We start from the raw sequence: 13383 nt of genomic DNA, 5'->3' as shown, positions 1-13383 counted from the left end.
TTTTATTTCGGGGGATTTCTTCTGAAAACAACTGCCATAGCCCCGATAGAAGCGGAAATCATTTTGCTTTTTTCTTTAAAAAGCAAAAGATTGGAGCGAATAGCGGGAAATAGCTCCTTATATACAATCCAAAATTCGGTTATTTTTACTCTTATATATAGTATAGCTTTCTATATACATATATATGTATAGAAAAAAACAAACCCGACAGGTTTTCAAAAACTGTCGGGTTTGAAATGAAAATATTTAAATATCAATCAAAACGAATTGCTTTGACTGGAGATATCCTCGTTATTATATAGGACGGAATCAGCAAGACCATAAAACAAATTACCACTGTAAGTAAATTTAATCCTATTACATAACCCCAATTTAAATATACCGGAGCTTGGTTTACATAATAATTTTCTGGATTAAGACGAACTATTCCGAACTGTTGCTGAATTAACAATATTGAAATACCTATAAGATTACCCCAAAACAAACCTCGTATTATTAAATAGAAAGCGTTATATAGAAATATTTTTCTGACTGCCCAATTATTTGCGCCAAGAGATTTTAAAATACCTATCATTTGTGTGCGCTCTAAAATAAGAACCAATAGTGCTACTACCATATTTATAGTTGCAACCAATATCATAACACCTAGAATTACTACTATATTAAAATCAAAAAGCTGTAACCAATCAAAAATATAACTATACTTTTCAATAATAGTCTTAGTATCCAAGCCTGAAGGGGATTGTTCGTAAATTTGATTACCTGTTTGCTTTATTTTTGTAAAATCTTTTACAAAAACTTCGAAAGCACCTATTTGATCAGGATTCCATTTGTTGATTCTCTGGATATGACGAATGTCGCCTATTATAAAAGTAGCATCAAAATCCTGAAATCCCGAACTAAAAATACCCACGATCTTAAATCGACGACTATTTGGCACTTTTCCTTTTTCTTCTTTTATAAAAAAAGTATTAAAGCTATCACCCAGTTTTAAATTAAGTCGGTCAGCGAGATATCTGGAAATAATAACTTCTTCATTCAGTGATTTTGTAAAATCTGGCAAATTTCCTTCTACAAGATATTCTTTTATATTGCTCCAATCGTAATCAGCCCCTACTCCTTTAAAAACTATTCCTTCGAATGCGTTTGCAGTTCTAATAATTCCTGCTTTTGTAGCGATTGCCTGGACATGACTTACCTCTGGAACAGATTTGAAATTAGGATAAAAATCTTGTTTTTTTGAAATTGGAACCAAAGTAACTTCAGAATTATTGTTATCAAAATTCGATATAATAACCTGTCCGTTGAAAGCAGAGATTTTATCTCTGATTTTTTGTTGCAGTCCAATTCCCGTCGCTACAGAAACCAGCATCATAATAATACCAATTGCAATTGCCGAAATAGCAATTTTTATAATTGGCGCCGAAATACTGCTTTTATAATCCTTTGCAGTAATAAGTCTTTTGGCTATAAAATATTCTAAATTCAATTTAATGATGTTATATTGGTGATACTTACCGCTTAATTTATTTAAGCCAAAAATACGTTTAAAAAACCAGAATTGAATTGTCAGAAAAAACAATTACGATTTTTTCAGATTCTTATAAAGGCATTTTCTTTTTCATTTCTTCAACAATATTATATGCAGCCGGACATATTGCTACATTTTTTAATGTCAGATCTGAAATTTGATGAAACTTTTTACGATCAGTATGTGGAAATTCGCGACATGCCTTTGGACGCACGTCATATATCATACAATAATTTTCACTATCCAAGAAAGTACAAGGAACACTTTTTAAAACATAATCTTTATCTTCATCAATTCGCAAATACTGATCAATAAATTGCTGCGGTTTTTGTCTAAACGATTTCGCGATTCTTTCAATATCAGCCAAGGTAAATAACGGCCCTGTAGTCTTACAACAATTGGCGCATTGCAGACAATCCGTTTTTTTAAATTCGGCGTCATGTAAATCCTGCATTATATAATCTAAATTTTTAGGCTGTTTCTTTTTAAGCTTATCGAAATACTTTTTATTTTCGATATGCTTATCTTTGGCTAACTTATTTAAGTTATTTAAAATTTGTTTCAAGTTTAAAATTTAAAGTTGATCCTGCAAAATTAAACAACTTTGAACTTGAAACCCTAATCTTTGAACTAAATTACGATGAAAGATCTATTTGGGAAAGCGATGTACGATTTCCAAACCAATAATTCACCTGAAGATATTATTACCGAGACCTCAATTTCTGAAGAAGACGAAATGAGTGTTGCGTATTTATTTCGGTCTTATAATGAAATGCCCAAATTAGAACAAAAAGCACTTCAATTATCTTTCGGCAGAATTTTAGATGTGGGGTGCGGAGCAGGAAGCCATAGCCTTTCGTTGCAAAATGATCGAAATTTGGATGTCACTTCAATTGATATTTCGGAAAAAGCAATCGAAACTTGTAAATTAAGAGGAATAAAAAATCCCAAAGCTCAAAACATTCTTGATTTTCAAGAAGAAAAATTCGACACTATTCTTCTATTAATGAACGGTACAGGAATTTTTGGAAAATTAGAAAACTGCAATCAATACTTATCGAAACTTAAATCCCTATTAAATCCTGGAGGTCAAATTTTAATAGACAGTTCAGATATCATATATATGTTTGATGAGGATGAAGATGGCGGAAAATGGATTCCGTCATGCAATGATTATTATGGAGAATTAACTTTTACGATTTCGTATAAAGGAGAAAAAGAAGAATCGTTTGACTGGCTTTATCTAGATTACAACACACTACAAAATGCAGCAATTGCTAATGGATTAAAATGTGAACTTATTTTAGAAGGCGAGCATTATGATTATTTAGCCAAACTTTCTATTTAACATTAAAACATACACCATGAAAGAATTTGATCTAGAAAAGTTAAAATATCCTATCGGAAAATTTATTGCTCCAGAACATTATTCGCAAGAATATCTTTCTGAAAGAATTAAAGAAATTGAAGCTTTCCCTGAAAAATTAGCAAATGAAACTATTCATTTAACCGATGAACAATTAGACACACCTTATCGTCCTGGCGGATGGACCGTTAGACAAGTTATTCATCATTGTGCTGAAAGCCACATGCATTGTTATGTTAGAATCAAATGGACATTAACTGAAAACAATCCTGTGATTAAAGCTTATGATGAAGTTTTATGGTCTGAACTAAATGATAATTTAACAATGCCGATTCAGCCAACCTTAGATTTATTAAAAGGGCTTCATTTCAGACTAGGCTATATCATGAAAAACTTATCAGAATCTGATTTAGAAAAAACTTTTATACATCCAGCAGATAACTCAGAAAACAAACTAAAGAAAATTATAGGAATGTATGCCTGGCATGGAAACCACCATTTGGCGCACATTACGACTTTAAAAAAGTATAAAAACTGGCAATAAAAAAAATCTCTTCAATTGAAGAGATTTTTTTTATGGTATATTCAAGTATTTATGTGTCTGTAGAGAAACACGCCATTTTGGGTTGTTCATTACGTAATCAACAATCAATGGAGTCATTTCTTCTTTTTTGCTCCATTCAGGCTGAAGAAATAAAATTGCATCGTCGTTAACAAGTTCAGCTTGCTCTTCTGCAAAAATAAAATCGTGTTTGTTGTAAATAATCACTTTCAACTCATCAGCATTATCATAAACTGTTTGTGTTGGTAATTTATTTTTCTTTGGTGAAAGACAAATCCAATCCCAGGTTCCACTTAAAGGGTATGCACCAGATGTTTCAATATGAACTTTTAAATTTTCATTTTTTAATTGCTGTGTAAGCAAAGTCATATCCCACGTTAAAGGTTCTCCTCCAGTTATTACTACAGTATCTGCATAAGTTGAAGCATTTTTCACAATTAAATCAATACTTGTTGGCGGATGAAGTTCTGCATTCCAGCTTTCTTTCACATCACACCAATGACAACCAACATCACATCCTCCAATTCTAATAAAATACGCCGCTGTCCCTGTATGATAACCTTCTCCCTGAATGGTATAAAATTCTTCCATCAGAGGCAACATAGCTCCTTTATTAACTTCTAATTGTATTTCTTTTGATAACATTATTCAATTTTAAAGTGCAAAGATAGTCATTTAAATACGGAACAAAAAAACCGACAGCTCATTGAACTGTCGGTTTTATAATTAGTTAGAAACTAATTTATTATTTTAAAGCTTTTACAGAATCAGCTGCATACTTATTAGCAGGATCTAAAACTAAAGATTTATTGAAATATTCAACTGCTTTAGCTTTGTCTGTATTAGCATAAGCTGCACCAATACTGTTGTAAGATTCAACTATTTTTTTTACTGTTGCAGGTTTTGCTAATTCTTCAGCACCTTTAGCAGTTGTTTTTGCAACATACTCTTCGTAGTTTTTGATAATTAAATCATCTTTCTCCAATAAGTTGTTGATTCTTCCTTTGTATAAGTAAGCCTCGTCATAAGTAGGAGAAGCTACAAGAACTCTATCGAAAGCAGCATCAGCTTTAGTCAAAGCAGCAGCATCAGCAGTCCCAGCAGGTTTGTTAGCATTAGCATAATAAAGCGAAATACCTAAATAAACATTATCGTTTAAGTAGTTTTTCTGCTCTGTATTAGTTGTGCTTAACTCATAAATAGCAGCAGCTTGGTTGTATTGTTTTTTACCAAACAATTCTTTACCAAAATCACCAAGATCTTCAACAGCTAATGGCTCCATAGCAACGGCTTTTTTGATATCAGTCAAACCAGCTTCAAACGCAGAAGCTTCAATTGTACCGTCAGCAGCAGTACCTTTTTTAATTTTCGCAAATCCTAAGTATAGATAGTCTTTAGCGATTACTTTATTGTTAGGAACTTTTACATAATCTTCTAATGATTTAAGAGCAACATCGATGTTACCGTTCTCATAAGCAGAATATCCTAAATATCTGTAAATTCTAGGATTAACTTTGTCCTCAGCAATCATTTTGTTTGCAACAGTTTCTAGACTTTTGTAATCTTTTACCAAGATCAAGAAATCCGCATGACGCATTTTTGAATCTAAAGAGTAATCTGTTAAACTCAAATACTTCTCATAATTTGTAATTGCATTCTGCAAATTAGTTTTAGCTGTAGAAGGTTTATTTCTAGCCCATTTGTAATAAGTTTCAGCTAACTCTCTGTAAACAGGACCATAGTTTGGGTTCAAAGCGATAACTTCATTGAAAGCTTTAATAGCTTCATCATATGATTTAGCACCTTTCAACAAAACACCTAATTGCATTTTAGCTCTTAAAAGCGTTGGATCAGCAGTAAAAGCATCACGGTAAGCTTTGTAAGCATCGTTTTGATTATTTGCTCCATAATAAGCATCACCAATTGTAAGTAAAGCTGTTGGATTTTGTGGCTCAATTGCTAAAGCACGTTTCAAACTAGTGATTGCACTATTGTAATCAGGATTGTTTGAATTGATGTAAGCTTTACCGATGTAGATATATTCATCAACATCTTTACGCTTCATATCTTTAGTTGCCAAACCAAAATTAGCCTGAGCAGCAGCAGTATTTTTATTATCAAGATCAATTTGACCTAATCCAATATAATTCAGATTTTTTTTATCAGCTGCCTCAATCCCATTTAGGTAATAAATTTTAGCAGAATCAATAATACTTTGGTTTAAATAGATATTACCTAAAACAAAATTAGCTTCACCATCTGAAGGTTTTGCTTTGATGATTGACTTAAGCAAAGATTTTGCCTTTTGAAACTGCTCAGCATCAATTGCTTTTTTAGCTTCTTTGATATCTTGCGCTTTTGCAACAGAAGCTGTAGCAACTAAGGCAAGACTAAAAATTTTAAATTTATTCATCTTTTTAGTAATTAATTTATTCTTTATCTTTTAAAATTTGGGTTCTAATATTAAGTTTTCTTCCCGGTGTTTTCACTGGCATCAAACTAGATTTTAATATAATTCTTTGACCAATTTCTCCTGCCACAAATGACGAGAAGCCCATTCCTAATCCTGTATAACCCTGGCAATTTATAATAAACAAATCACGTGCCAAAGGATATCTTTCTTCGGCAAGGTCATTTTGGCTTGGATAGTAATATTTATTACCGTTTAAACCTTTCACGCCCAAAATATTGACTTTTTCTATATATTCAGTCATATTTGCTGCAGGCTGAGACAACCAATTAACACCAACTACTCCAATCATTCCTTCGTTTTCAGAAACGAATTTAATCACTTCATCATTGGTTTTAAAAGAAAACACTCCATTTGCCGGAATCTCTTTCACTTTAGCCAAATCCTTCATATAACGAACTGTACTAGAATTTGGATTATCAAAAACAAGTCCTTTAATTCCGGTATCTTTTTTTCCTTGCATAAAATCTATCACAGACTTCAACGCAATTAATGTGTCATTATTGCCTTTGTTTGAAATTAAAGCAATTGCATCAATAGCAAACGGCGTAACTCTAGGATTAATTTTACTTTTTTCAAATCTTTTCAATTCTTCCACTGTCAAATTACGAGCTGTTACTACAACTTTAGCTTTTTTATTAAGCAAATCATTGATAAGCTCAACCTCAGATTTAGGCTTCACATTGATTTTGGCATCATAGTAAGTTCCTTCGAAAACAGCAACCTGATCATCAACAATTGGCTTTATTGTTTCATCAACTGTAACATCAAGAGATCCTTTTAAAATTGTTTCTTCAGATTCATTCTTGCTTTTTTGGTTGCACATGGCAAACAAAAAGACAAAAGCAATCAAACCAAAAACTTTACTATATTTTAACATATTACTCCTTATTAGAATTAATTAACCTAAGGAAACGTATTGCCGAATAAACAATTAGCAATATCCCAAAAGCATATCTGTATTTAGGTTCCATGTCCAAAGGTAACTTTTCCCAAAACATAATCATTAAACCCAGCACAAGATATATTAAAAAAAACAGTATTCCTAAAACAAGAAGAAATCGCTCTTTGAGCGATTTCTTCTGAATATTATTAAGCATATCTTTTAACATTATTCTGCAGATTGAATAGTAATAGGAAGAGAATATAATACCCTAACTTTTTTACCATTTTGTTCGCCAGGAGTCCATTTTGGACATTTTTTAAGAACACGAATTGCTTCTGCTCCTGTACCGTAACCGATATCCCTTAAAACTTTAATGTCGGTTAATGAACCGTCTTTTTCAACTACAAACGTAACGTAAACTTTACCTTTTAAACCTTCTTCTTCTGGAGTTTTATAATTGTTTCCTACGAATTTGTAGAATTTTTCAATTCCTCCAGGGAAATCTGGTTTTACTTCGATACCAGCCGTATTATATACTTGGTTATCTTCTTCAACTACTGCAGCAGTTCCTGTTCCTACTGGCTCCTCAACAGTTAAAACTGCATCTGGGTCTCCTTTAATAGTTTCAGCACCAACTTTCTTATCTTTAAGATCTTCAATTTTTGGTGGATCTTCTGTAACCTCATTTGCTTTAGCAACAACCGGCTTCACAAACTTCACCTGATCCACTTTTGGTGGTGGTGGTGGTGGTGGTGGTTCATTTGGTTTTACCTCTTCTTTTTTCTTAGGAGGTAATTTAACTGTAGCGATCTTAATATCTTTATTCGCATCATCTTCGCTAGAATCTGGCAAATAGCTTGCAATAAGAGGAGCTGCTACAGCAAAGCTAAAAATAATCGAACCAATGATAAGTGCTCTTACCGTAGTTTTGTTGTTCGATTTTCTTAACTCATATGCACCATATATCTTATTACGTCCTTCGAATACGATATCAAGCCACTGATTTTTTATAATATCTAATTTCATTTTTCTTGATTATTAGGATGTTCAAACAAGATAAATCTTATTTTTTATCTATCAATTTTGTTTCCTCAGGACTAAACTCAGGAACAATTGCATAAGTATCCACTCCTGTAATAGCCATTTCATCTAACATATCAACCAAATTACGGTAATTTGATTTTTTAGTTGGCTTAATAATAACTATTATTCCATTCTTAGGTTTTCCTTGAGCAGTAGAATAAGCTAAAACTTCTTTCTTTTGTTTTAGTAATTCTCTACGAATACCATCTTTACCATAAGAGATATCTTTTGGACCAACTTTTGGAGTAGCCAATAATCCCATATAATAAACCATTTTATTGTTTTCTCCTAACATTATTGTCATTGTACGATTTTCATCAACTTTAACAGGAGGTGTTTTATCATCTGGATCTTTATCTGGCAGTGATAAATCCATCGCTTTAGGTTTTGACAACGATGTGGTTAACATAAAGAACGTGATCAATAAGAATGCCAAATCCACCATTGCCGTTAAATCGACTTTCGAATTTTGCTTTTTACTTCTTACCTTGCCACCTTTTCCGCCACCACCGTCGCCGGTATTTAATTCAGCCATTTTAGTGTATCTTTTTTAATTAAAAGTCTTTTCCTCTCGTACCTGTAACTAAGTTAAAGGAATTGATTTTCTGATCTTGTAAAATATCCATAATCTTTTTGATTTGAGGATATTGTTCTTTAGCATCTCCTTTGATTGCAATCTCTAACTCTTTGTCTTCAAGATCAATTGTAGCTCTTCTTGAAACCAAAAGCCACTCTTTTAATTGATTATCCAAAGAATCGATTGGAATACCTGGCTGATTTGCTTTAGTTCTATCAGCTGCTTTCATATCAATGATTTGCTTTAAACTTGCTACTGGAACACCAAAGTCATCCATTAACGCAAATTTAGCTTTATCATCTTCTGAAAAAGTCACTCCAAATTTTGCTCCCATACCTTCAAGAGTTCTTTTACGAATCTCTCTTCCTTTGATATCGAAAAACACTTTGCTCTTTCCGTCTGATCCTTTTCCTATTGTAATAATTGCCAAATTAGAATCTGGTAATTTATGTTCTACAGTAGAAGCAGGCATATCTACAGGAAGCGCTTCAGGAACTTTAGCAGTAGCAGTCAAGATAAAGAACGTAAGCAAAAGGAACGCAACATCACACATGGCAGTCATATCTGTCGATGTTGACTTCTTTTTCATTTTAATTTTAGCCATTATCTTTTATTTTATTTTTTTGATATAATTAAATATTAATTATTTATATACCAAAAATTAATTATTGTTTTAAACTTCCTCTGAATTTTCTGTAAGTATTCACGATTGTAGTACCAGCCTCATCGATAGAGTAAGTTAAATCGTCAATTTTAGCAGTAAAGAAGTTGTAAGAAACAATTGCAAAGATAGAAGTAGAGATACCTGTTGCAGTGTTGATAAGTGCCTCAGAGATACCTGTTGCAAGAGCAGCCTGGTCTGGAGTTCCAGCAGAAGCTAACGCACCAAACGCTTTAATCATACCTGATACAGTTCCTAATAATCCTCCTAATGTACCTAAAGATACTAAAGTAGAGATAATAGTCATATTTTTTTCTAACATTGGCATTTCTAATGAAGTAGCCTCTTCGATTTCTTTGTGGATTACTTCTGAAGCTTCTTCACTATTGAAACCTTCTTTTTTAACGTCTTGATATTTAATCAAAGCAGATTTAATTGCATTTGCAACTGAACCTTGTTGTTTGTCACATGAAGCGATAGCAGCCTCGATGTTTCCTTCTTTAATGCTTCCTTGAACACTTTTCATGAATTTGTCTAAGTTAGCTTTACCAGCAGCTTTACCGATAACGATAAATCTTTCAATAGAAAAAACAACAACCATTAAAAGCATACCTAATAATACTGGTACAATGAAACCTCCTTTGTAAACCATACCTAAAGTATTGATTGGGTGACCTGTTTCTGGATTTCCTCCTTCAAAGTTAGCTGAATCCCCCATAACGAATTTCCAGATTAACCAACCTACAAAAACACATGCTGCAATAATGATTCCTGAAATCATTCCTCCCCCATTTGAAGTGCTTTCTTTTTTAACTTTAACGTTTGCCATTTTTTTTAATTTTAATAGTTTTAAATAATTTTTATTTTTTAGTTATATTTAACTTGTAGAGGAGCAAATTTATACGTTTAGTTTAAATAAAAAAACTTTTTTTAATTTTATTGAAGGAAATTTAACGTCAATTTAAAAAATATCTCATTAATTTGTCGCTGTCATTTTTTTGATAAACCAAAAAAAAGGTCGATTAGTAAAAAAATTACAACGTTTTAGTAAATATTCAATTAATCCATTGAAATCTTCTTAAAAAGCTGAGAATTTATTTTTTATATCATTTTCAATCAAAAAAAGCATTTTCTTACTAAAAAAAATATACTCTTATTGTTAAAAAATGAAGCAAAACTCTTATAATCATCTAAATTACAAATAAAAACATGAATAAAAAAGATAATTTCATTCAAGACATCAACAACGGTTATCTTTCTAAAGGTGATAGTATTACTTTAGGAAGTGCAATTCTGGATGGAGAGGCTGTTGCAGATGCTCATGTAAAAATTCCGTTAAAACCCTTGAACCGCCACGGACTTATAGCTGGCGCGACTGGAACTGGAAAAACAAAGACGATTCAGGTTTTCTCAGAACAATTATCAAATGTGGGAATTCCTGTTTTAATGATGGATATTAAAGGAGACTTCAGCGGTATTGCAAAAGAAGGCAAAGAACAAAGCTTTATTACCGAGCGTCATGCAAAAATGAATATACCTTATAATGTAGCTTCATTTCCTGTAGAATTAATGTCACTCTCTAAACAAAACGGAGTTCGTCTACGCGCAACGGTATCTGAATTTGGTCCCGTACTGTTTTCTAGAATATTAGACCTTAATGATACTCAGGCTGGTGTTGTTGCAGTCATTTTTAAATATTGTGATGACAAACAAATGCCTTTATTGGATTTAAAAGACATTAAAAAAGTCATTAATTATATTACCGAAGAAGGTAAAGACGAAATTGCAGCAGATTATGGTAAAATTTCTACTGCAACAACAGGGACAATTCTTCGAAAAATAATTGAATTGGAGCAACAAGGCGGTGATATATTTTTTGGTGAATTATCTTTTGACACTGAGGATTTAATGCGAATCGATGAAAATGGAAAAGGTTACGTAAATATCATCCGTTTGACTGACATTCAGGATAAACCAAAGTTGTTCTCGACTTTTATGCTAAGCTTGCTTGCTGAAATTTATCAAAAAATGCCTGAAAAAGGTGATGCCGAACAGCCAGAATTAGTGATTTTTATTGACGAAGCACATTTGATTTTTAATGAAGCCAGCAAAGCATTATTGGAACAAATTGAAACTATTGTAAAACTGATTCGTTCAAAAGGTGTTGGTGTTTATTTTGTAACGCAAAACCCGATGGATGTTCCAAGTGGTGTTTTGGCGCAATTGGGTTTAAAGATCCAGCATGCGTTAAGAGCTTTTACAGCAAATGATCGCCAGGCAATCAAGAAGACTGCAGATAATTATCCAACTTCCGATTATTATAAAACAGATGAGTTGCTAACTAGTTTAGGAATTGGAGAAGCATTAGTTACTGCATTAAGCGAAAAAGGGATTCCGACTCCACTTGTTGCGACGATGATGCGCGCGCCAATGAGTAGAATGGATATTTTAACCGATGATGAAATTGAAGAAATAAACGGCAAATCAAAATTGGTTAAAAAATATGCTGAGGAAATTGACCGGGAAAGTGCCTACGAAATGTTGAATAAAAAGATTGAAAGTGCTACTCAGGCTGCAGCTGAACAAGAAGAACAAGCTCCAACAAAACCTTCAAAAACAGGACCTAGTACTACAGAAGTCGTTACAAAATCTGTTTTAAAAGTTGTTACAAGCGCTACTTTTATAAGAGGAGTTTTTGGTGTTTTAACCAAAATCTTTAAGAAATAATAATATTGAATGTCAATTACAATATCAATGTCAATTTAAAATTGATTTTTGATATTGTAATTGTTCTTTGATATTGAAAATTATTTAGATAATAATTCGAGAATTTTATTTTCAACTTCTGGCTTATCCCAGATATTTTCGATGTTGTCTAGTTTTAAAACTTCTTCCATAATTGCATTTTGGAAATCACCAATTGCTAAAGCTTCAGAATAAGGACGATCACTAAATGTAACACGGCTATAAAGCGGAATCCATTTGTCTGGATGTTTATCGGAAAAAACCTTTTCAATTTTCTTTTGAAGCAAGAATTTTTCATCAGCAGTTTTAGTACTCATTTCCATAAAATTACGATACGAAAGCTCAGCAATTGCATCTGCGTTTGGTTTTCTGGAAATTTGGTACTCTGAAAATATCTTTTTCCAATCGTCTTGGTACTTTTCAATCATTTCATTCAAAACCGTAATATCTTCAAAACCTGCATTCATTCCTTGTCCATAAAACGGAACAATGGCGTGACAAGCATCTCCGATCAAAGCAATTTTATCTTCAAAAGTCCATGGAAAGCATTTCATCGTAACCAAAGTACTCGTTGGATTTTTAAAAAAATCATTTGCCAATTCCGGAATCACTTCAATCGAATCTGGAAAGTTTTTCTCAAAGAAATCTTCTACCATTTTACGATCTGTTAATGACTCAAAAGAGTTTTCGCCTTCAAAAGGCATAAATAAGGTACAGGTAAAACTTCCGTCAAGATTTGGCAATGCAATTAACATGTACTCGCCTCTTGGCCAGATATGAAATGAATTTTTATCTAATTTATGAGTTCCATCAGCATTTGCCGGAATATTCAATTCTTTATAACCCATATTCAAAAATTCCTGCGAATAATTGAACATGCTCTGACGCTGCATTCTGTGGCGGATTCTAGAGAACGCTCCATCGGCACCAAAAACCATATCAAATTTTCGTTCTTCCCACTCGCCTCTTTCGCTTTCGCCAATATGCAAAGTCGCATCGCTTAAGGTAACGTCCCAAACTTTTTGCTCAAAATGAAACTCGGCTCCGGCTTCTTCAGCCAAATCAATCATTTTTCTGTTCAGTTTTCCTCTTGAAATCGAATAAATAGATTCTCCTTCCTGTCCATAATTCTGAAAATTCAGTTTATCTACTAAATGAATCGCACGTTTATCCATCGGAATTGCAATTTCACGAACCGAATCGCCAACTCCTACAGCATCAAGTGCTTTCCATCCACGATTCGACATCGCCAAATTTATAGAACGGCCAGAGAAATTTATTTTTCTAATATCGGGACTACGATCATAAACATGAACGGTGTGACCAGCTTTTTTAAGATAAATCGCCAAAAGTGATCCTACAAGTCCAGAACCAACTACAGCAATTTTTAATGAAGTTTGCATCGAGGGAAATTCTAATATATTGGGTCGTAAAAATAAGTAATAATTATAGATAACCTTCAAAATAAACGAATTATTTGTAAGCTAACCATTTCGAATAAA

14 protein-coding genes are annotated in these 13383 nt (G+C 32.8%); 3 read left to right on the top strand and 11 right to left on the bottom strand.

Annotated elements, in window-relative coordinates; all coding sequences use genetic code 11:
- Positions 1–253 precede the first annotated feature (253 nt).
- Positions 254–1489 (bottom strand): ABC transporter permease, encoded by a 1236-nt coding sequence (locus tag GQ47_RS22720; RefSeq protein WP_035653542.1) that lies wholly within the window; start codon positions 1487–1489, stop codon positions 254–256.
- Between the two features lie 112 nt (positions 1490–1601).
- Entirely contained in the window at positions 1602–2096 is a 495-nt protein-coding gene (locus tag GQ47_RS22715) for a YkgJ family cysteine cluster protein (RefSeq protein ID WP_035653470.1), read from the bottom strand.
- 75 nt (positions 2097–2171) lie between these two features.
- Here GQ47_RS22715 and GQ47_RS22710 point away from each other — a divergent pair, with 75 nt between their 5' ends.
- Positions 2172–2879 carry a class I SAM-dependent methyltransferase gene (locus GQ47_RS22710; RefSeq protein ID WP_035653467.1) on the top strand — a complete coding sequence of 236 codons (708 nt, stop codon included), beginning with the start codon at positions 2172–2174 and terminating at the stop codon, positions 2877–2879.
- Between the two features lie 16 nt (positions 2880–2895).
- On the top strand, positions 2896–3441 hold the full coding sequence (locus GQ47_RS22705; protein ID WP_035653464.1) for a YfiT family bacillithiol transferase: 546 nt from the start codon (positions 2896–2898) through the stop codon (positions 3439–3441).
- Positions 3442–3471: 30 nt separating this feature from the next.
- Here the strand turns inward: GQ47_RS22705 and GQ47_RS22700 are convergent, their stop codons facing one another.
- The 8 genes from GQ47_RS22700 to GQ47_RS22665 form a co-directional block, all read right to left on the bottom strand.
- Positions 3472–4104, bottom strand: coding sequence for a 7-carboxy-7-deazaguanine synthase QueE (locus GQ47_RS22700; protein WP_035653462.1), 633 nt, complete (start codon positions 4102–4104; stop codon positions 3472–3474).
- A 100-nt stretch (positions 4105–4204) separates the two neighbouring features.
- Positions 4205–5872, bottom strand: coding sequence for a tetratricopeptide repeat protein (locus GQ47_RS22695; RefSeq protein WP_035653459.1), 1668 nt, complete (start codon positions 5870–5872; stop codon positions 4205–4207).
- A gap of 16 nt (positions 5873–5888) precedes the next feature.
- Complete coding sequence (locus tag GQ47_RS22690; RefSeq protein WP_035653456.1) at positions 5889–6809, bottom strand: PstS family phosphate ABC transporter substrate-binding protein; 921 nt, start codon at positions 6807–6809, stop codon at positions 5889–5891.
- A gap of 1 nt (position 6810) precedes the next feature.
- Positions 6811–7041, bottom strand: a complete 231-nt coding sequence (locus GQ47_RS23810) for a hypothetical protein (RefSeq protein WP_035653453.1) — start codon at positions 7039–7041, stop codon at positions 6811–6813.
- Entirely contained in the window at positions 7041–7841 is an 801-nt protein-coding gene (locus tag GQ47_RS22680; protein WP_035653450.1) for an energy transducer TonB, read from the bottom strand. The genes GQ47_RS23810 and GQ47_RS22680 overlap by 1 nt, the downstream gene beginning before the upstream one ends.
- A gap of 37 nt (positions 7842–7878) precedes the next feature.
- Positions 7879–8433, bottom strand: a complete 555-nt coding sequence (locus tag GQ47_RS22675; protein ID WP_035653448.1) for an ExbD/TolR family protein — start codon at positions 8431–8433, stop codon at positions 7879–7881.
- 19 nt (positions 8434–8452) lie between these two features.
- The gene (locus tag GQ47_RS22670; RefSeq protein ID WP_035653446.1) at positions 8453–9079 is read right to left on the bottom strand and encodes an ExbD/TolR family protein; all 627 of its coding nucleotides are present in this window, start codon (positions 9077–9079) and stop codon (positions 8453–8455) included.
- A 61-nt stretch (positions 9080–9140) separates the two neighbouring features.
- Positions 9141–9965: a MotA/TolQ/ExbB proton channel family protein gene (locus GQ47_RS22665; protein WP_035653445.1), complete on the bottom strand. Its 825-nt coding sequence runs from the start codon at positions 9963–9965 to the stop codon at positions 9141–9143.
- Between the two features lie 380 nt (positions 9966–10345).
- Between GQ47_RS22665 and GQ47_RS22660 the strand changes: the two genes are divergently transcribed.
- Complete coding sequence (locus GQ47_RS22660) at positions 10346–11863, top strand: helicase HerA-like domain-containing protein (protein WP_035653443.1); 1518 nt, start codon at positions 10346–10348, stop codon at positions 11861–11863.
- 80 nt (positions 11864–11943) lie between these two features.
- Here GQ47_RS22660 and GQ47_RS22655 read toward each other — a convergent pair whose 3' ends face one another.
- Positions 11944–13284, bottom strand: coding sequence for an FAD-dependent oxidoreductase (locus tag GQ47_RS22655; RefSeq protein ID WP_035653440.1), 1341 nt, complete (start codon positions 13282–13284; stop codon positions 11944–11946).
- Positions 13285–13383 lie beyond the last annotated feature (99 nt).

It is taken from the genome of Flavobacterium sp. ASV13, from assembly GCF_000745775.1.
Lineage (GTDB): Bacteria > Bacteroidota > Bacteroidia > Flavobacteriales > Flavobacteriaceae > Flavobacterium.
This window is presented reverse-complemented; position numbering and strand designations above follow the sequence as displayed.

Bases quoted from the DNA above. Each gene is read 5' to 3' on its own strand.
- GQ47_RS22710 (WP_035653467.1), top strand. From the start codon at position 2,172: ATGAAAGATCTATTTGGGAAAGCGATGTACGATTTCCAAACCAATAAT.
- GQ47_RS22705 (WP_035653464.1), top strand. From the start codon at position 2,896: ATGAAAGAATTTGATCTAGAAAAGTTAAAATATCCTATCGGAAAATTT.
- GQ47_RS22700 (WP_035653462.1), bottom strand. From the start codon at position 4,104: ATGTTATCAAAAGAAATACAATTAGAAGTTAATAAAGGAGCTATGTTG.
- GQ47_RS22695 (WP_035653459.1), bottom strand. From the start codon at position 5,872: ATGAATAAATTTAAAATTTTTAGTCTTGCCTTAGTTGCTACAGCTTCT.
- GQ47_RS22690 (WP_035653456.1), bottom strand. From the start codon at position 6,809: ATGTTAAAATATAGTAAAGTTTTTGGTTTGATTGCTTTTGTCTTTTTG.
- GQ47_RS23810 (WP_035653453.1), bottom strand. From the start codon at position 7,041: ATGTTAAAAGATATGCTTAATAATATTCAGAAGAAATCGCTCAAAGAG.
- GQ47_RS22680 (WP_035653450.1), bottom strand. From the start codon at position 7,841: ATGAAATTAGATATTATAAAAAATCAGTGGCTTGATATCGTATTCGAA.
- GQ47_RS22675 (WP_035653448.1), bottom strand. From the start codon at position 8,433: ATGGCTGAATTAAATACCGGCGACGGTGGTGGCGGAAAAGGTGGCAAG.
- GQ47_RS22670 (WP_035653446.1), bottom strand. From the start codon at position 9,079: ATGGCTAAAATTAAAATGAAAAAGAAGTCAACATCGACAGATATGACT.
- GQ47_RS22665 (WP_035653445.1), bottom strand. From the start codon at position 9,965: ATGGCAAACGTTAAAGTTAAAAAAGAAAGCACTTCAAATGGGGGAGGA.
- GQ47_RS22660 (WP_035653443.1), top strand. From the start codon at position 10,346: ATGAATAAAAAAGATAATTTCATTCAAGACATCAACAACGGTTATCTT.
- GQ47_RS22655 (WP_035653440.1), bottom strand. From the start codon at position 13,284: ATGCAAACTTCATTAAAAATTGCTGTAGTTGGTTCTGGACTTGTAGGA.